This window comes from Pigmentibacter ruber, from assembly GCF_009792895.1.
Classification (GTDB): domain Bacteria; phylum Bdellovibrionota_B; class Oligoflexia; order Silvanigrellales; family Silvanigrellaceae; genus Silvanigrella; species Silvanigrella rubra.
In genome coordinates this window covers 231,279-248,585 of record NZ_WSSC01000005.1, presented here as the reverse complement: position 1 = coordinate 248,585, position 17,307 = coordinate 231,279, and the positions used below count along the sequence as shown (strand labels likewise).

At 29.4% G+C, this 17,307-nt stretch carries 19 protein-coding genes; 6 read left to right on the top strand and 13 right to left on the bottom strand.

All coding sequences use genetic code 11. From position 1 onward, the window contains the following. Positions 1-17: 17 nt before the first annotated feature. The 3 genes from GOY08_RS14815 to GOY08_RS14805 are packed head-to-tail and all read right to left on the bottom strand — an operon-like array spanning position 18 to position 1,289. On the bottom strand, positions 18-326 hold the full coding sequence (locus GOY08_RS14815; RefSeq protein WP_158999704.1) for an STAS domain-containing protein: 309 nt from the start codon (positions 324-326) through the stop codon (positions 18-20). A gap of 12 nt (positions 327-338) precedes the next feature. After that, complete coding sequence (locus tag GOY08_RS14810) at positions 339-902, bottom strand: chemotaxis protein CheW (protein ID WP_158999703.1); 564 nt, start codon at positions 900-902, stop codon at positions 339-341. A gap of 18 nt (positions 903-920) precedes the next feature. Continuing rightward, positions 921-1,289 (bottom strand): response regulator, encoded by a 369-nt coding sequence (locus GOY08_RS14805; protein WP_158999702.1) that lies wholly within the window; start codon positions 1,287-1,289, stop codon positions 921-923. Positions 1,290-1,435: 146 nt separating this feature from the next. On the opposite strand from GOY08_RS14805, the gene GOY08_RS14800 reads away from it, so the two are divergent. The 3 genes from GOY08_RS14800 (at position 1,436) to GOY08_RS14790 (ending at position 4,100) form a co-directional block, all read left to right on the top strand. After that, a complete protein-coding gene (locus tag GOY08_RS14800; RefSeq protein WP_158999701.1) occupies positions 1,436-1,780 on the top strand; it encodes a YhbY family RNA-binding protein in 345 nt (114 codons plus the stop codon). A 9-nt stretch (positions 1,781-1,789) separates the two neighbouring features. After that, positions 1,790-2,386: a GTP cyclohydrolase I FolE gene (gene folE, locus GOY08_RS14795; protein WP_158999700.1), complete on the top strand. Its 597-nt coding sequence runs from the start codon at positions 1,790-1,792 to the stop codon at positions 2,384-2,386. An 82-nt stretch (positions 2,387-2,468) separates the two neighbouring features. Continuing rightward, complete coding sequence (locus GOY08_RS14790) at positions 2,469-4,100, top strand: peptide ABC transporter substrate-binding protein (protein ID WP_158999699.1); 1,632 nt, start codon at positions 2,469-2,471, stop codon at positions 4,098-4,100. A gap of 7 nt (positions 4,101-4,107) precedes the next feature. Here GOY08_RS14790 and GOY08_RS14785 read toward each other — a convergent pair whose 3' ends face one another. After that, complete coding sequence (locus GOY08_RS14785) at positions 4,108-5,061, bottom strand: diaminopimelate epimerase (protein ID WP_158999698.1); 954 nt, start codon at positions 5,059-5,061, stop codon at positions 4,108-4,110. Positions 5,062-5,099: 38 nt separating this feature from the next. Continuing rightward, positions 5,100-5,381, bottom strand: a complete 282-nt coding sequence (locus tag GOY08_RS14780) for a 2Fe-2S iron-sulfur cluster-binding protein (RefSeq protein WP_158999697.1) — start codon at positions 5,379-5,381, stop codon at positions 5,100-5,102. A gap of 155 nt (positions 5,382-5,536) precedes the next feature. On the opposite strand from GOY08_RS14780, the gene GOY08_RS14775 reads away from it, so the two are divergent. From GOY08_RS14775 to GOY08_RS14765, 3 genes are all read left to right on the top strand, one after another. Then, a complete protein-coding gene (locus tag GOY08_RS14775) occupies positions 5,537-6,343 on the top strand; it encodes a hypothetical protein (protein ID WP_158999696.1) in 807 nt (268 codons plus the stop codon). A gap of 66 nt (positions 6,344-6,409) precedes the next feature. Continuing rightward, complete coding sequence (locus tag GOY08_RS14770) at positions 6,410-7,270, top strand: lysophospholipid acyltransferase family protein (protein WP_158999695.1); 861 nt, start codon at positions 6,410-6,412, stop codon at positions 7,268-7,270. Between the two features lie 5 nt (positions 7,271-7,275). Beyond that, complete coding sequence (locus tag GOY08_RS14765; RefSeq protein ID WP_158999694.1) at positions 7,276-7,467, top strand: hypothetical protein; 192 nt, start codon at positions 7,276-7,278, stop codon at positions 7,465-7,467. Positions 7,468-7,536: 69 nt separating this feature from the next. Here GOY08_RS14765 and GOY08_RS14760 read toward each other — a convergent pair whose 3' ends face one another. The 8 genes from GOY08_RS14760 to GOY08_RS14725 all read right to left on the bottom strand — a co-directional run bounded on the left by GOY08_RS14760 (position 7,537) and on the right by GOY08_RS14725 (position 17,277). Further along, positions 7,537-8,013, bottom strand: coding sequence for a hypothetical protein (locus tag GOY08_RS14760; protein ID WP_158999693.1), 477 nt, complete (start codon positions 8,011-8,013; stop codon positions 7,537-7,539). A 13-nt stretch (positions 8,014-8,026) separates the two neighbouring features. Next, positions 8,027-9,223: a hypothetical protein gene (locus GOY08_RS14755; RefSeq protein WP_158999692.1), complete on the bottom strand. Its 1,197-nt coding sequence runs from the start codon at positions 9,221-9,223 to the stop codon at positions 8,027-8,029. Between the two features lie 235 nt (positions 9,224-9,458). Further along, positions 9,459-10,565, bottom strand: coding sequence for an o-succinylbenzoate synthase (menC, locus tag GOY08_RS14750; RefSeq protein ID WP_158999691.1), 1,107 nt, complete (start codon positions 10,563-10,565; stop codon positions 9,459-9,461). Beyond that, complete coding sequence (locus GOY08_RS14745) at positions 10,562-12,055, bottom strand: hypothetical protein (RefSeq protein ID WP_158999690.1); 1,494 nt, start codon at positions 12,053-12,055, stop codon at positions 10,562-10,564. The genes menC and GOY08_RS14745 overlap by 4 nt, the downstream gene beginning before the upstream one ends. 37 nt (positions 12,056-12,092) lie before the next feature. Continuing rightward, the gene (locus tag GOY08_RS14740; RefSeq protein ID WP_158999689.1) at positions 12,093-13,304 is read right to left on the bottom strand and encodes a branched-chain amino acid transport system II carrier protein; all 1,212 of its coding nucleotides are present in this window, start codon (positions 13,302-13,304) and stop codon (positions 12,093-12,095) included. Positions 13,305-13,796: 492 nt separating this feature from the next. Continuing rightward, on the bottom strand, positions 13,797-14,315 hold the full coding sequence (locus GOY08_RS14735; protein WP_158999688.1) for a GNAT family N-acetyltransferase: 519 nt from the start codon (positions 14,313-14,315) through the stop codon (positions 13,797-13,799). 116 nt (positions 14,316-14,431) lie between these two features. Further along, positions 14,432-15,880 carry an MDR family MFS transporter gene (locus GOY08_RS14730; protein ID WP_158999687.1) on the bottom strand — a complete coding sequence of 483 codons (1,449 nt, stop codon included), beginning with the start codon at positions 15,878-15,880 and terminating at the stop codon, positions 14,432-14,434. A 17-nt stretch (positions 15,881-15,897) separates the two neighbouring features. Then, on the bottom strand, positions 15,898-17,277 hold the full coding sequence (locus tag GOY08_RS14725; RefSeq protein ID WP_158999686.1) for a hypothetical protein: 1,380 nt from the start codon (positions 17,275-17,277) through the stop codon (positions 15,898-15,900). Positions 17,278-17,307 lie beyond the last annotated feature (30 nt).

Genomic DNA, 17,307 nt, shown 5'->3' with positions numbered 1-17,307 from the left:
AAGTTAGCTACACTCCCTTATGCAGCTTTTGGAAAAGTATCAGCAGGCATACCAAATAAATCCAATAATGAATCAAATGTTTGCGTACTGACTTTTAGTTTTAAATTTCCTTTACCATTTTTAATTAGTATTTTTAGAGATATTAATAATTGTAATACAGCAGCATCTATAGCTTCTACAGCAGATAAATCAAGAAAAAAATCTGCATCTTTTTTTGTTTCTTTGTTATATGCTTCAAGTATTTTATTTTTCAATTCTGATACTTTATAGATTGTCAGTTTTCCTGATAGTTTAAAAGTATTATTTTCAAAAGTAAGAATTGTCATAAAACCCTCAAATTATGCTGCATTTGATTTCTCATTTTGCGCACTAAATTCAGAATAAATTGCTCCACAATCTAGCCATAAAATATTTCTATGTTTATGCGGCTTAATAATTCCTTTCAAAAACTTTGATCTTTCACCAGCTACAATATCTGGCGTAGCTTGAACAGCTTCCTTTTCTACTTCAATAACTTCACTAACTGAGTCCACAATAATAGCTGCTAAAACATTTTTATCATCGAGAACTATAATTCTACTTCTTTCAGATATAGGTAAATTTTCAAGTCCCATTATTTTGTGAAAATTAACTATTTGAAGAATGTCTCCACGTAAATTTGCAACACCTTCAACAAAATTTGGTGCTTTAGAAACTCTAGTAACTAATGGTACCTTAACAATTTCTTTCACTCTTTCAATTTCTATTACAAATTCTTCTTCGTTTAATTTAAAACCAATTAGTTTATATGTTTCAATTTTAGGAGTAATTCTTTTTCTTACGCCAGAAGTATCATGCTTTAATTTATATAAAGCATCTAACTTAGCACCACCACCTTTTCCAGAAGCTCCACCATCTGACATACAAATAACCTTTCAACGTTATCGTGCGAGTTTTTTAACAGCACCAACAAGCTGTTCAGGATTAAACGGCTTTACTAGCCAACCACTAGCTCCTGCTTTTTTTGCCCGTTCAACTTTATCTCCACTACTTTCAGTAGTAAGCATGATGATAGGGATAAACTTAAACTGCTCAATTTTCCGGATGGCCTCAATCATTTCAAGTCCGCCCATGTTTGGCATGTTCACATCAGAAATAATCATGCTTATATCTGGTGTGCCTTGTAGCTTATTTATTCCGTCTTGACCGTCTTCAGCCTCTACAACTTCGAAACCTTCCTTAGACAAGGTAAAGCCCACCTGCTGCCGAATCGTGCGAGAGTCATCAACGATGAGTATTTTCTTGGCCATTACCATCCTCCCTGTTGCAGACTCGTTATCGTCATCTTTTTTTCTGAGTTAAGGGTTTTTATTCTTAAAATTACTATGCAAAAAGTATGGCATCTCAACAAATTTTGTTGCAAGGTATTTTTTTTACTTCGAAGGAGCTCATCTCTATGCCTAACGATAAAAAAGTCCATAATTTTACTGAAAAACTTTCAAGCGAACAGAAAGCCAAGTTGAAGGGTCTTGCTCATCATCTCAAACCCGTAGTCCAAGTAGGTTCCCAAGGATTTTCCGAGAATGTATTGAAAGAAATAAATTTGGCATTGGAAAAACATGAATTAATAAAAGTACAACTACCTAGCAACACCGATGCCTCGACTAAAAAAAATGAGCAAATAGAACTTGAAAATGTGCTTCAAAATTTCTCTCATGTTATAGGAAGAATTGGAAGAAGTGTCATCCTGTATAAGGAAAAGGACCCGAAAGATGCCAAAATAGTCCTAAAAAAACTTTAAGGAGTAAATATGAGTCCATATTTTAAAAAAGCAGTAAGTGCAAACAACATTAGCGCTGAAAAAGCCACTGAAGCTGTGCGAATTTTGCTCCAATACATTGGAGAAGATCCAAATAGAGAAGGTCTAAGAGAAACTCCAGATCGTTTTTGTCGCGCTCTTTTAGAAATGACTGAAGGATATTCCATCCAACCTGAAGAAATCTTATCAACTACTTTTGAAACTGATTCCGATGAAATGGTTTTAGTAAGAAATATTGAATTTAATTCTATGTGTGAGCATCATTTATTAAGTTTTTCAGGAGTGGCTCATATAGCTTATATTCCAAGTAATGGTAGAATAGTTGGCCTTTCAAAATTAGCTCGAATTGTTGATGTTTATGCCCAACGTTTACAAGTTCAAGAAAGGCTTACCCAACAGGTAGCCAATGCAATAAATAAATATTTGAAGCCTCAAGGGGTTGCTGTTGTATTTGAAGGGCAACACAGTTGTATGTGCGTTAGGGGCGTGAAAAAACAAAGTTCACACATGATCACAAGTGCAATGCATGGTCAATTTCGTGATTCACTAGCTTCCCGAAATGAATTTATGTCTTTAATTCAAAAATAATATTGATATTCTTGACTTTTTTCTCTTCCAAAATTAACTACGAACAAGCTTTGTTTATTTATAGAATTCTGGAGGAAAAAATATGCTTAATGAATTTAAAAAAATATTTGTGTTCGCATTACTTAGTTCCGCTATTCAATATAATACTTATTCAGCAATAGTTCCTCCAGGTACAAAACTTTCTTCAGTTCAGGTATTAAACAAGGACAATTCTAGCGAACCTTCCTCATTAGACCCCTCACACTGTAGGGATAATTTGGGAGCAAATATTATTTTTGATTTATTTGAAGGTCTAGTTATAGATGATGCCAATGGAGTTATTATTCCTGCAGGGGCTCATGATTGGAAAGTTAGTGCTGATGGTTTAAAATATACTTTTTTTCTCAGAAAAAATGCAAAATGGTCTGATGGTTCAGCAGTTACCGCCAATGACTTTGTTTATAGTTTTAGACGTTTTGTTGATCCAAAAACAGCAGCTGAAATGGCTTATTTAGCTTCAGTAATAAAAAATGCCAAAAATATAACAGAAGGAAAACAAAAGCCCGAAACACTTGGTGTTAAAGCACTCAATCCCTATACTTTAGAGATAACGTTAGAAACTCCTGTTAAATATTTTTTAAGTTTACTTTCCGGCGCAAATTTTGTTCCATTAAAAAAAGAAACTATAGAGAAACATAAAAGTAACTGGACTAATCCTAATAAAATGGTTAGTAATGGAGCATATAAATTAACAGCTTGGAACGTAGGTGAAAAAACCACATTAGAGAAAAATCCTTTTTATTGGGATAGCAAAAATACTATAATAAATCAGGTAAATAATTTTGTTGTACAAGATAAAACTGCATCCTTAAGAATGTATGAAGCTGGGCAACTAGACTGGACTTATGGTGTTCCTCCAGGAATGTTCCAAAATTTAAAAATGAAATACCCAGAAGAATTGCGAAGTTTTCCATCTTTAAGTGTAGGTTACTTAACCTTTAACACAACTAAACCGCCTTTTGATAATAAAAAATTAAGAGAAGCGCTTTCAATTATAATTAATCGAACTCATTTTACCAAATATATATCTGGAAAAAATGAATTGCCAATTTTTGATTTTCCCCCTTTTGGTATAGCTAATTATGACCATTATGTACCTACATGGGCTAATTTATCTGAGCAACAAATTAGAGAAAAAGCAAAAAAACTATATCAAGAAGCTGGGTATTCAAAAGAAAAACCTGCTATTGTAAAGTTTACTTATAGCACTAACGAAACAGATAAAAAATATGCGACAGCAATAACCTCAATTTGGAATAAAGAACTTGGTGTAAAAACAGAAATGTTTAGTGAAGAATGGAAAATTCACTTAGCTAATTTATCAAACAAAAACTTTGAAACTACCTTGCAATTATGGAGTGCAGATTATAACGACGCACAAAACTTTTTAGGTCTGCTTGAAAGTAACAACGTACAAAACGTCGGTGGTTATAAAAATGCAAAATTCGACGCACTTATGATGCAAGCAGAAAAAGAGAGTGATCAAAACAAAAGAAAGAAATTACTTGAAGAAGCTAGTAAACTAGCAATGGATGAATTTCCAGTATCACCAATATACTCAAGTACAAATAGTAGATTAATAAAAAAATATGTCCAAGGTGCTTATTTCCGCAATCCACAGGATAATTATAGAAGTAAAGAATTTTATATTGTTGAACACGGTAAAAAGAGTTGATAGAAAATTAAATTGTTCCGTTAAAAACAAATTCAGCTGGACCAATCAAAAGTCTTTGATCAGAAAATTGCGGTATAGAATTTGGAGAAGAAATTTGAATTATGCCACCTGGCATTTTAAAAGAAACAAGCTCAGTATTCTTTTCAATTTTTCCTAATTTTTCTAAGGCTATTCTTGCTGCAACCCCGCCAGAACCGCAACATTCAGTCAATCCTGCTCCCCGTTCATAAACCACTAAACAAAACTCTTTATTTGGTTTTTGCCAGAGCATCCCAATATTAGCCTTTGGAACTGGACCATTAGAAATATTCTCACGCAAAGAATTTTGCGCAAAATCGCCAAAATTATTAAATTCTTTTTTACTAAATTTACCGAAATCTTGTGATAAAAATACCCAATGCGGATTAGCTAACTGGACAAATATAGGATTTGCATCTAAAGAAATGTGGAGAACAAAGTTTTTCTTAAAATTTGTTTCTTCAACAGTTTGCTCCATTCCCATTCCTACTTGCACACTTGCTACTTTATCTGAAACTGAAAACTGAGCAGATTGTAAAATAGCAAAAGGTTGAGTTTGTTGTAAAAACATTAGCTCAGAAAGATCATCTAGACTTGATGGATAAATATAATTAACAGGTAACAATAAATTCCCATTCCAGAATTTATCTTTTATTAACTTTAAGCCTAGGCAGCGCAATGCATTCCCACAAGTTTCAGGAATACTAGCATCAGAATTGATAATTAGAATTTCGATTTTGTTTAAAGACTTAGCATTTGATAAAAATTTATAAAAAACAATACCATCAGCCCCAATTCCCGTATTCCTATTGCATAGGCGAAAAGCAAAGTTTTTTAATTCTTGTAATTTAGTAAAAGAAGAAAGAATATCGTGTGCAATAAAAATAAAATCGTTTCCTGCTCCATGATATTTTTCAAAAGCAATATTTTCTTGAAAATTCATAAGAAATCCTATCAAGAAGAAAACTTTTATTAAAAAACTTATTCTGAAACTTCTATTGTAACATCACCAAGTACTTTACATTGACACGCAAGCCGTTCATCTTCTCTTGCTGCCATAGTTTCAAGAAAGTCTCTTTCATGATCTTCCATTTTACTTAAATTGGAAGGATTCTCTACAACTTTAATCATACAGGCACCACAAGCACCATCACGACATCCAAATAAAATACTTGTTTCTTCATTTTCACAAACATCAATAATAGATGCACCCATTTCAACATTTATATTTTTTTTATCTGTTTTTATTGAGAGAATTGGCATTTTTTTTTCCTTCCTAAGACCACCCTTTACTGGATGTTCCAAATACTCCTATATGAGTTTTCTGGTGATAGCAATATTTAGTTTTTTAACAACTTTCCGATATATATAAAAGGAATGCTTGAAGTTACCACCCTATTATTTCTTAGAAAGATACTATGGGAATTCCAAGAAACATTCAATCTTTTTTGAAACCGTCTGCAGGTCTCCTATCACCTATGCAGAGATTATGTAGAGTTATGAAAGGCCCAGGGTGTTATGTTTGTGGCTTATGCGGGAAAAGATTTACAAATCCTAATGACGCATGGAAATGTTTGACTAATAACGCTTTGAGTATTCAATCGTTACCTGTTATCGCCACAAAAAATGACACACAAACTTATTTATGCCTTTTATGCGGAAAAACTTATACTAATCAAGAAGATACCGCTCTTTGCGTGATTCGCGATCTGCAATTTAGCCGCTTTCCAAAAGTTTTAGGAGATCACTTACACAATTTGTTTTCGGGACTAGCTGAAAAAGCTGAGAAAACAAAACGTGATAAGTTAACATCGAGGCAAGGAACCTTAGGTTCTTCAATCCCAAAAAATTCAGTAGCTTATAGAGCTCCTATGCGAGCAGTTGCAAACCTCCCAGAAGAAACTGAAAATGTAGAAGCTACACCAGAGGAAGTAAGTATAGAATCTTCAGAGTCTGATGTTATGCAGGCTCAAGCGGAACCTGCTGTAGAACCGCCACCGTCTGAAGAGGAAACTGTGAGCACAGGTGATCCTATGGATCATGAAGCTGATATAAAACAAACCCCGCAAGAAGTTGAAAAACCAGTTTTGTATAGAAAACCCAATCAAAAACCCTTCTCTCGCGAAAATGCTCAATACAGATGTACTGTCTGCAATGAGAAATTTTTTACCAAAATGGAAGTAGAAGCTCACTTCTTAGAACACCCACTTGTTGAAGATGTCTAGACTTAAAAACAAATAATAGATAGGCTATGATTGCTTTTGCTGGCATTTTTAGATGGGGCCTATCGAATGTTAATAACGTTCTTATTAAATTTAATTTCCTTTTTTTTCTATTCCTTAGGGCATAGAGGAATTTCAGTTTTCGCTACAATTCTTGGCATACTTTCATTTGATATCTTGCGGATACGCAGAAAAGTGATTTTAAAAAATCTTTCCATTGCTTTTGGTGAAGAAAAAACATTAGAGGAAAAAATAAAATTAGGTCGTAAATCGACAATAAATTTCTTTCGTACAGCTATTGAATTGCTGGCTGCTAACAAGTTATTCAAAAAAACAAACTATGTATTTAAAAACAAAGAATATATGGATGAACTTCTGGCAAGAGGTCAAGGAGTATACGCAATATGCATTCATATGGGAAATTGGGAATACCTTTGTCACATAAGTGCAAAAAATTTAGTCCCTATTCATGTTGTTGTAAAACCAATAGGCAAAGGAAATTTAGCTAAATGGTTTGAAAACATGCGTTCAGAAGTTGGCTTTCACCTAATTGAACGCAATGGAAACTTATCTACAACTACCCAAATATTTAATGCCCTAAATAAAAAGGAAATAATTGGTTTTATTGTAGATCAAAAACGTCCAAGAGGTGAAATGTTACCTTTTTTTGGGAAAAATGCTTCTACTAATAATAGTTTAGCAAAACTCTGGCTACGCAGAAATGCTCCAGTTATTCCAGCTATCATAAAAAGAGTTAATGTTAATACACATGAAATAATATTTTTCCCAGAATTCCAGATGAATGAAGATAAAAGTAAATCATTTCAAGAAAACGTAACAGAAAATACAACTCGTATAAATGCCCAAGTTGAACAAATGATCCGTCTAAATCCTGAAGAATATTTTTGGATGCACAATCGTTGGGGATAGTATTTATGAATTTTTCTAATTCACAAATTGAAAAATCTAAATTGCAACATGATTACAAAGCAAATATTAGGTTTTTAGAAAATTTGTTAGAGGAAATAAAACTAGCAAATAGAATTGAAGACATAAAAGATCCACATATTCTTGTAAAATTAACTGATTGTATAGAATTTTTTAAAGATAAAGTGAAATTAAAATAAATAATTTTTAAAGTATATCATTTTTTCTTTTTTATATCTGTATTTACTTGGATCTAAGTTAGGTATAATTTAATTCCAAGTAAATAATTCAAACACTTTGTTATCCTGATCTTTTAAATACACTCCATTAGAATTTGAATATAAATACACAACGGGAAACATTCCATGCATTTGTATTTGCCCAACAATTGAAAGTTTTAAATATGAATTCAAATCTTTAAAACGATCGCCATAGTAAGCATCTAAAGACCAGTTGCCACTATCAGTTAAATAAAATTTAACTCTTTTTCTTCCTGATGAATCAAAAAAATAAAATACATCTGAAGCCGAACCAGTATTAAAAACCAATTGACATCCCGGCGGAAAATTTGTTGCTGAAGGACATGCATAGGGAGGACTTGTATTAGCATCAAAGTAAATATTACTTCTATTTATTTCAGTATTATCTAATGTGCTTACATTTACAGTATAATCAGCATAACAAAAGCTAGAATAGCAGAATGGAAAAAAACTTAAAATTATTTTAGAGTACCCTTTAAAATTCATAATAACTTTTCCTTTAAAATGAAGGAACGCTAACAGGCCATGTAATTAACATTTTTGGATCATTATTTTTAGTATTAACAAATGCAGTAGTTCCTGAAGTAATTGAAGAATTGGATCTAAAATCAAAATAATCTTGTGCCTTTGAAAAGGTAAATTCAGTATTGTTTTGAATCTTTTTATTCAATTCACTCACTAGTTCATCAACAACTGGAAAGTAATCATTAACTCCAATATAAAGAACGTATTCACCTATTGTGGATTGAGTTTCTGGTTTATCAAAAGTAACAGTGTTTGATACAGATGTAGAATTTTGAAAAGACACTGTTTTATTAATGGCTTGTCCAATTGTTCCACTTAAATCAACAGCTTTTACAGGAATTTTTAAGCCAATTGACCATGATAATGTAGTTGAAGTTGTATCAGTTAATCCCGTACAGTAAGAAAATTGAAAGGACTGAGAAGTATCGGGACTTAGATATCCTTTTTGCTCAAGTTTCCAAAAACTTAAATATTCTACTTGATTTCCTGAAAACATAACATCAAAAAGTTGTTTTTTTACAGAACAATTTTCGCCATTGCCATCACAAATTTGATAATAAGAATTTGGAATCAGAGGCAATTGAATATAAGAAATAGGTTTACTATATTGATATGAAAAATAAGGACTCACATCAACAATATTGTTTGTTGTAATTATTTCATTTGTATTAGGTTGCTCTAATGTATAATCTAAATTTGATGTATCAATAGGATTACCGTTTTCATTCGTAAATTTTATGCTTAGTTCAGCTTTTTTATTTGTGAATTTATCAGATGCAACAATATGAAAAACTCCATTTCCTAAATTTCCTATTTCAAGACGCGCATTACATTGAGGTTCTTGCATGCAATTTAACTGGATAGAAAAATTTTTAAATCCTGCGGAAGTGTAAGCATCATTTAATGAAACAGTATTCAAATTTATTTCACCAAATACATTTGGCAGATTCCCATCATGTTGTTTTGCAAATACTTTCAACCCATTTAAGTCTGGAAAAGGGGCTGGAATAATATCATTATTATCTTTAATTATATTATTAATATTTAATAATTTAACATATTTTTTTTCTAAATTTTTATTATTTATAGAAATTGCAAAAATATTACTTGTTATGAATACTGATAGAATTGGAATCGGACATTTTAAATAATTTTTTATGCTCTTTTTCATTGTCATCCTTTCAAGAAAATAGACAACCAAAAAACATTAATAGTTATACTTTATTTTTGGTTATCTATCTAAGAAAGGCTTGAATTGTAACTTTTTATGACATAATTTTTTGAAAAAAAATTATGTATTTATTTGACTTTTTTTTCAAATTAATGATTTTTCATCCACGATGTCTAATGAACCGACAGTTTTTCCAAGTTTACTCCTTAAAATAGTATCTTTTAAAACTCGAAAATTAAGAAAATAAAAGACTATTTAAATTTATATTATCACTAATACCGTGCCCTTTATTTAGAAAATTAGCTTCATTATGTTTTTGTTTGATAGGTTGTTCTTTAAAAAACTTATTAAAATTATCCATTAACCAAAAAGAATCCAAAAAATCTATTGGATAACAACAGCCAGGTAATCCAGAAAATGCAAGATTGGCACTAATTCCAACAGGAGACTCAACCATTCCTCCTACCCAAGCTGGTATCTTTTGTTTCAAGCAATAATCATGAATTTTAATACTTTCCGTTAACCCTCCTACTCTTGAAATTTTGATATTCACCATTTGACAACTCCCTAACTCATGAGCCTTGAGAAGATCCTCACAACTTTCTATAGATTCATCTAAAGCAATGGGAATATTTAATTGCTTTTGTAACTTTGCATGATCAACAATGTCATTATGAACCAAAGGCTGTTCAATACAAAATATTGAATATTCTTCCATTTTCTTAAATATATCAATTGTTTCTTTATTAAAAGGATATGAAGCATTCGCATCAACCATAATTTGAGCACTCGGAAATGCTTTTCTTAATGCTTCTACATATTGAATATCATATCCAGGTTTTATTTTTAATTTTAAAGTTTGAATATCTTTATAATCATTACTTTCTTTTAACATTTCTAATATATTTTCATGTATAGAAATTGTATTAGATATTTGGAAAATACTTTTAGTAGAACCAATAAAATCTGCCAGACTTTTTTTATTGATTTTTGCAAAATAATCATATGCTGCGATAGATATACATGCCTTAGCAAAAAAATTTCCTTTTATAAAATTTAAAGATTGATCAAGTTCTACTGGTGAAGAAAAAGTCTTTCCAACTAAATAAGGAATTATAATTTCAATTAAAATACTATGAACTGAAGAAAAAAACTCAGATTTATAGAAAGGATAATCTAAAATTGGTGCTTCACCAATTCCGAAATTACCTTCAGAATCTATTAATTTAACTAGAATAATATTTCTCTGTAGTAAAGAACCAAAGCTAGTCACAAATGGCCTTACTAAGGGAATAGAAACTTTATATACTTCTATATTTTTAATTTGAATAGTATTTTTCATAATATTAATATATTTCCTTTTTCTTTAATTTCTTGGATAAATTTATTTTCAAATTCAGGAGCAATATTTTCATGTAACATAAATTGACTTAAAATAGGAATACTTAAAAATAAAGCATCTTCAGCAGGAATATCTAAAATAGATTGCAATTGATCCTTAGTTATAGCAATTTCTTTTTCTAAAAAATCAGAAAAACTAAAAAGATTATTAGAATTATTCATAAAACCCCAAGCTGGACTGATACTCATAATTTCACAAGGTAATTTTTTAAGTGCATTAGATCTTTCATATTTTCCAAGATTATTGCACATAAATTGGACTGATAAATCTCTTATTTTTGTACAATAATTAGATTGATTCATTCCTCCAATAGGTAATAATCCACCTTCAACCATAAAAATAAAAAATTGCAAAACACCTTTAGGAATAATTTTATTTTCTTTCAAAATTTCCAATATTTTTTCTAGAAAAATGGTACGATCAGAAGTATCAAACTCAGAAAAAAGTATGGGCGACAATTTTTTAATTCCATTTTTTTCTACCACTAAATCAAATGGCAATTGCCCTTTCTGCCAACCAGTCTGTATCTCTGAAAAAATATCTAAAAATGAATCAAATAATTGTTTATTTGAAAAAATTATATATGTTAAGCTTGTTTTATCTTCTAAAAGTTCAATTAAAAATTCCCATGAAAGTTTTTCATAATCTATAGTTACTTGTTTTACTCCAGTTTCTTTTAAAATTTCATTAAAAATATTTGCATGAATTTTTGAAATTTGTTCACTAAAAGTATAACTACTTTTTTGATCATGCAAATTAGAAATTGCAACCTCCTCAAAAAATGAAAATATTTTTGTAATATTTTTTTTACAAAAAGCATAACCTCGATCATTTCCAGTATATTTTTTGGTTGCAAAAGTAAATGCCTCATTTTTTAATGATTGAATTTCATTAATATGAAAAGGTGGAATAAAAATTTGTGGAGTATCTTTCCAACGATTTGAAACTAACCTGACATAACCATCATCTTTATCAAATTGAATATATGCTGCACTATTTGCATTATTTAAATAAACTCTGCTAGTGCCCATGCTAAAATGTATTTTATTTTTTATTGTCAATGATTTTGCAGCAGATAAAATGGTTCCTTGAAAAATCAAAGTATTTAAATTATGATTTATATTAGTAATTTTTCCTATTTTATCATGACTTCTTGGAAGAGATATATGAGATCCTGTTTCAGAACAAAAATTTAATTCTAATTGGTTTTGAACTAAGCAAGTTGTCTTATGATCATAAATTTTTTTAATATTATTTATAATTTTACTCAGTAAGTTTTTTTTGAATGGAAAATTTATTTCGTCTGGTGTCCAATGTTTTGAAGGTTCAAAATAATTTTTAAAATTTTTAGATTCTTTTATCTTTTGGAAATGAGGGTTTATATCTAATAATTTCAAATATGATTCCAAATATTTCTTTTCATTTTGCATAATTAATTCTCTAATCTAATTAAATTTATAAAATTATCTAAATGAATGGAATTTTATAAATAAGGGTTATTATAAAAGTTGTAAATACTGATATTTTTATATATTTAAAATTTATTTTTTTGTGCAAGATATTGCATATAGTTAAAATAATTATAGCCGGATAACAGATTTCAGCTATAGGAATTATTATATTCATTATTCCACTAAAACCTAAATTAGTTAAAATACTGGTTAATATTATTGTAACAGATAAGCATAAAATATAAGATTTATTTTCATTAAAATTAAATAATTTTAAAATATTTTTCTGCAAATAATTTGTAAACACAGCAGTTAATGCAATAGCAGTTACAAGGCTAGAAATTATAATTATTGCACTTATAATTATTGCACTATTATTACCTAGTATTAAATACGATAATGAATTTATTATATCATAACGATCTACATTTATAAGTTGAGTACTATGATGTGATGCTAAAAGACATAAACTTGAGTATACAAGAAAAAGTAAAAAACCTCCTATAGTAGCAATTTTAATCGAATCTTTTTGGAAATTTTTATCATTTTCTGCTAAATAGTTTTTAGTTTGAGCTCTTAGATGAGTCGCAATAAATTGCGCAATAAGTAAGACTCCAATTAAATCTAAAGTACTATATCCATCAATAAGTCCTTTTTGAATTGCTCCAATTGGATTTAGATCTGTTTGTATTTTAGAATTTAATCCAAAAATTAATCCATATATTATAAAAGCAAGTATAATTATTATTTTTATAGGTCCAAGAAATTTTCCAATATAATCAATAATATTGTTTTTCTTAAAAGTAAATAAAAGTAATAAAGGAATTATTATTATACTAAATTGAAAAATTGAAATTGATGGAAAATGCCATTTTATTGAAGAGTATGCAGTTCCCATTAATCTTGGAATAACTCCTAAAGGCCCTAATAATATCATACAAATAAATATTATAATATTACCTGGAATTTTTCCTAATTTTGCAAAATAAGAATCTATATCACCTTCAAAAAGTAAAATTGAAATAAGACCAATAACTGGCAATATAACTGTAGCTGCAATAAAACCTACAAGAGACCAATAAACCATATTTCCAGAATCTTTTCCCAAAGCTAATGCTAAAATAATGCTTCCACTTCCAAAAAGCATTGCAAAAAAAGCAATTCCAGAGGAAATTAATTGCTTGAAAGAAATTATTTTTTCCATTTTCTGATTAACAAAATTTCCCATAATATATCGCACTCCTAAAAGTAATAGGTAAAAGAAATATTTATTAAGTATTCATTTATTTTTAAAATAAATGTAATAATTTTATTTTAAAAATCATTACTCAAATAAGTTTTTTTTTATTTATTTTTTAGTTTATTTGTAATTATTATACGACAGATAACAGCAGGCTTAATAAGACTAATAAATTAACTTGGGAAATTTTGGAAAGAAAATGAAAAGAAATAAAATTGATATTTAACATAACCGACCTAGAAGCATATTGCTTTTGGCCAGTAATAAAAATGATATTTTTCATAAAAATAGCCTTTACAAAATACAGACAAATTCTGTACTTTCCATATATAGCAATTATTCTTTTAAATCAATAAAAAATCATAAATTTATTTTTATAATAATTTCTTAATAGTTATATTAAGTAATTTTTATTAAAAGAATACCAAAAAATTTATCCCTAATTGAGATTTAAAAATCAATATTAGCTTACTAAAATATTCAATTTTTTATTTGTTCAAGATTAATCTCAATTTTTGGAGTATCTATAGGAATTTTCACATCAGTAATGACATGATTTTTATCTAAGGATTTAATAAACATTTTTAAGTCTTTTGCATATTGAAAACCGTTTTTCAGACAAAAATTGTTCTCTTCTTCTATATTTGATTGATTATAAAGAAATACTTCTTTAAATCCACAATTTTTCGTCCAATTTTCAGCATAATTTAAAAGTCTCCTGCCTACTCCATTCCCCCTATATTTTTCATCAACTATTAAAGCTGAAATTTCTACTCTAAAAGTCGAAAAAAGGAGATAACGGATTTCCAAATGCATCCACGCAATTACATTTTTATCTGCAAGTGTTTCTCCAACAACAAGATGATGATGGGGAAGTTTATTAATCAAAGAAAATCTCTTGTCAAAATCGATCAACTGTTCTGGATATCCTAATTGTACCGTTAATTCTTTGCATTTAACGGAATCAAATTTATTCATTTCACGTAAAACGAATTCCACTGTTTGATCCTCACACTAAAAGAGGTTTGTTCTATTAGAACATAAGAAATTAAAAAAAACCAGATTCAAAAAAATGATTGATATTTAATAAATGAGAAAGGCTTTTCCTAAAAAACCTACTTCTGCTTGTTTTTCTTTCCATCAGATTGAGATGTTTCTAACTTAGCAAGAATTTGTTTATTATTGATAGTGAAGGTTATAAAAACAGCCAAAAAAGATATTCCTGATAATAGTAAGAATACTCTTTCAAATATAACTAAAACAGTTTTATCCAGCAATAATTCATTAGAAGTAATATTAAATTCACGAAATCCGCTTGCTAAAACGAGTGATGAAAGAGCCACTCCAAAACTAATGGCAATTTGTCTACCAGCATTAAATACTGAGCTCGCTCGACTTGCATCTTCTTTATTTATATTAAATAAAACAGACGCTTGAATGGGTGCGTTGATCAATCCTAAGAGAAGTCCACGAACCCACAATAACCCTGCAGCGAACACATAATCGCTTTCTACTTTGATTTTTGGAATAAGATAAGTCATTATTGACAGACCTATTAATCCCCAAAATATTAAATATTTTGGGCCAAAACGGTTAAAAATTTTAGGTACTATGGGTAAAAGCATAATAGAACCAATAGGCTGCAAGCACATTGCAAGTCCACTATGTAAAGGTGTCATTCCAACCGCTATTTGAAGATAAATTGCAATGATAAACAGTGAACCAAAATGAGTAATTTGCAAACAAAATTGAATTAAATTAGCCTGGACAAACAGAGGAATTTTAAAAAATTTTAAATCTATCAAAGGATGTGGATGAATATTTTCCCAAAATATGAAAATTCCCATTGCAAAGGTAGCAATCACTAAACATACCCAAACCAATTCATCACCTATCCCAAAGTGCCCTACTCTTGAAAAAGTGTACAGTAACGAAGCTAAGCCAATTGCTGAGAGGAAAAAGCCAAACCAATCTAAATTGTGGGTAAATTTTAATTTATCTTCTTTTAAGTAAACGGTAGATAAAGTAATTGCAAGTAAACAAATCGGAATATTGAACAAAAAAATCCATCTCCAGCTAAAATGTTCGAGAACAAATCCTCCAAATGTAGGCGCAATTGCAGGAGCAACTAATGTTGGCATCAAAGTATAGCTAGCAGCTTTGGAATATTCAGCTGGTGAGAAAACTCTGTAAGTCATTGCCATTCCTACAGGAACTAATATTCCTCCACCAAAGCCTTTCAAAACTCGAAAGATAACCAAAGAAGAAAGACTCCATGCACAAGCACAAAGTAAAGAGCCAATTGTAAAAATGATTGTTCCTAGAATAAAAATTTTTTTGTAACCAAACTTATCTCCTAGCCAACCACTGATTGGAATCACAATTGCAAGAGACATCAAAAATCCAGTAGAAATCCATTCCGTTTTAGTAATTGCTACATCAAAAACTTTTGCAAATGTCGGCATTGCAATATTAACAATCGTAACATCCATTCTATCTAAAAAAAGAACACAAATATAAATTACAGCTACTAAATATTTATATTGCAGTTTTTTTATTGCCATTAAAAACCAAGATTAAATTAAAAAAACAGTGGACTTCCATTATTAATGTTAGATTTATCTTTGCTTAAAGTCGAGTCAGGAAAGAAAAAAGAAAAACTATACTTTTCTTGATCTGTTACTAATCTATCTACAATCTGGGAAGTAATTTTTTCTTTAAGTTTTTCCCAAGGCATTTGTTTATTTTTTACTAAATTTAAGTTTTCACGAAATAATTTAATCTCAATAATTCTATGTTCAAATACTTGACGCACTAAATCAAATCCTTGGAGAGCAACAATACATTTACTTAATTCTGAATCTATAAATTTAAAATCATTTTTAATTTCTTGAAAGGTATCAAACCAAGTTAAGTTAATATATTGATCATATTTTAATTTTCTACGCAATGAAATAATTACTTTTTCTGCTAAATCATTTCCATTAAAAGTTGTAAAAGCTTGATGCAAATTACCAATATCCCCAAATCTTAAAACATGAGTGCCTAACTCAACACCTACATCTTCCAAACTCTTTGCAATAGGATCAAGCTGATCTGTAAAATTCATAAAATTTTCAAATTGATCATAAATATCTTGAGCTGATGCTGTATCTCGCATAAATAAAGCTTCGAACGTTTGTACAACTGATTCAAATGTTCCACTACTTAAATTTATAGCTGAAACCACTGATTTAGATATTTCATGAATATGGGGCATTAATGACATTAAATAACGTGACTTAAACTCATTAAAATTTGGTAAAATATTTTTTACCGAAAATTCAAGACTTGAAATTTTTGAACAAATATTTTGTAAACTTTCTTCAATTAAAATAGAAGTTGAATCTTGTGCCAATGAACAAATTTCTAGTACTAATTTTGTAAAACAAACATATTCATATAAAAAAGTACAAAATTCTTCATTTTCTATACACCATTTTGATACATAATTTTTCTTAGGTAACAAATAATCTTGAAAATAAGGTCGACATAAATGATGTAAAGAACCACTAATCATTTGTCCTGATTGTATCTTTGCAAAGCACCCCTGTTTTTTTCCTAAATCACTGAGTTTTTCTAAGGTAATATCTTGTTTTAGGATTCTATCATCTAACCCAAAAAATTCTATTTGAAAGCTTTTAATCCCTATCTTTCTTCCAAAATTAGGAAGTAAAAGTAAAATACGATAAACATGGGGAGGTATATTTGATAACTTAACAGGATTTTCTATTTTTAATAAAATATCATACAGACGCTGAACACCAAGCCAACTAATTGAATTTAATTGGCTAAAATCAATTTCATTTGATTTAGAAAATATTTCATCGAATCGAGAAAATTCTGTAGAATCTACCAGATGTCCTTTTAGAGTTGCTACATTATCTTCCAAAATTACTTCGAAATCATTTTCTACAACCATGTAAAAACACCCCTGCAATTTTGAAAATAT

What these genes read in the sequence shown, in the direction of transcription:
- GOY08_RS14815 (WP_158999704.1), bottom strand. Translation starts at nt 326, where the DNA reads ATGACAATTCTTACTTTTGAAAATAATACTTTTAAACTATCAGGAAAA.
- GOY08_RS14810 (WP_158999703.1), bottom strand. Translation starts at nt 902, where the DNA reads ATGTCAGATGGTGGAGCTTCTGGAAAAGGTGGTGGTGCTAAGTTAGAT.
- GOY08_RS14805 (WP_158999702.1), bottom strand. Translation starts at nt 1,289, where the DNA reads ATGGCCAAGAAAATACTCATCGTTGATGACTCTCGCACGATTCGGCAG.
- GOY08_RS14800 (WP_158999701.1), top strand. Translation starts at nt 1,436, where the DNA reads ATGCCTAACGATAAAAAAGTCCATAATTTTACTGAAAAACTTTCAAGC.
- folE (WP_158999700.1), top strand. Translation starts at nt 1,790, where the DNA reads ATGAGTCCATATTTTAAAAAAGCAGTAAGTGCAAACAACATTAGCGCT.
- GOY08_RS14790 (WP_158999699.1), top strand. Translation starts at nt 2,469, where the DNA reads ATGCTTAATGAATTTAAAAAAATATTTGTGTTCGCATTACTTAGTTCC.
- GOY08_RS14785 (WP_158999698.1), bottom strand. Translation starts at nt 5,061, where the DNA reads ATGAATTTTCAAGAAAATATTGCTTTTGAAAAATATCATGGAGCAGGA.
- GOY08_RS14780 (WP_158999697.1), bottom strand. Translation starts at nt 5,381, where the DNA reads ATGCCAATTCTCTCAATAAAAACAGATAAAAAAAATATAAATGTTGAA.
- GOY08_RS14775 (WP_158999696.1), top strand. Translation starts at nt 5,537, where the DNA reads ATGGGAATTCCAAGAAACATTCAATCTTTTTTGAAACCGTCTGCAGGT.
- GOY08_RS14770 (WP_158999695.1), top strand. Translation starts at nt 6,410, where the DNA reads ATGTTAATAACGTTCTTATTAAATTTAATTTCCTTTTTTTTCTATTCC.
- GOY08_RS14765 (WP_158999694.1), top strand. Translation starts at nt 7,276, where the DNA reads ATGAATTTTTCTAATTCACAAATTGAAAAATCTAAATTGCAACATGAT.
- GOY08_RS14760 (WP_158999693.1), bottom strand. Translation starts at nt 8,013, where the DNA reads ATGAATTTTAAAGGGTACTCTAAAATAATTTTAAGTTTTTTTCCATTC.
- GOY08_RS14755 (WP_158999692.1), bottom strand. Translation starts at nt 9,223, where the DNA reads ATGAAAAAGAGCATAAAAAATTATTTAAAATGTCCGATTCCAATTCTA.
- menC (WP_158999691.1), bottom strand. Translation starts at nt 10,565, where the DNA reads ATGAAAAATACTATTCAAATTAAAAATATAGAAGTATATAAAGTTTCT.
- GOY08_RS14745 (WP_158999690.1), bottom strand. Translation starts at nt 12,055, where the DNA reads ATGCAAAATGAAAAGAAATATTTGGAATCATATTTGAAATTATTAGAT.
- GOY08_RS14740 (WP_158999689.1), bottom strand. Translation starts at nt 13,304, where the DNA reads ATGGGAAATTTTGTTAATCAGAAAATGGAAAAAATAATTTCTTTCAAG.
- GOY08_RS14730 (WP_158999687.1), bottom strand. Translation starts at nt 15,880, where the DNA reads ATGGCAATAAAAAAACTGCAATATAAATATTTAGTAGCTGTAATTTAT.
- GOY08_RS14725 (WP_158999686.1), bottom strand. Translation starts at nt 17,277, where the DNA reads ATGGTTGTAGAAAATGATTTCGAAGTAATTTTGGAAGATAATGTAGCA.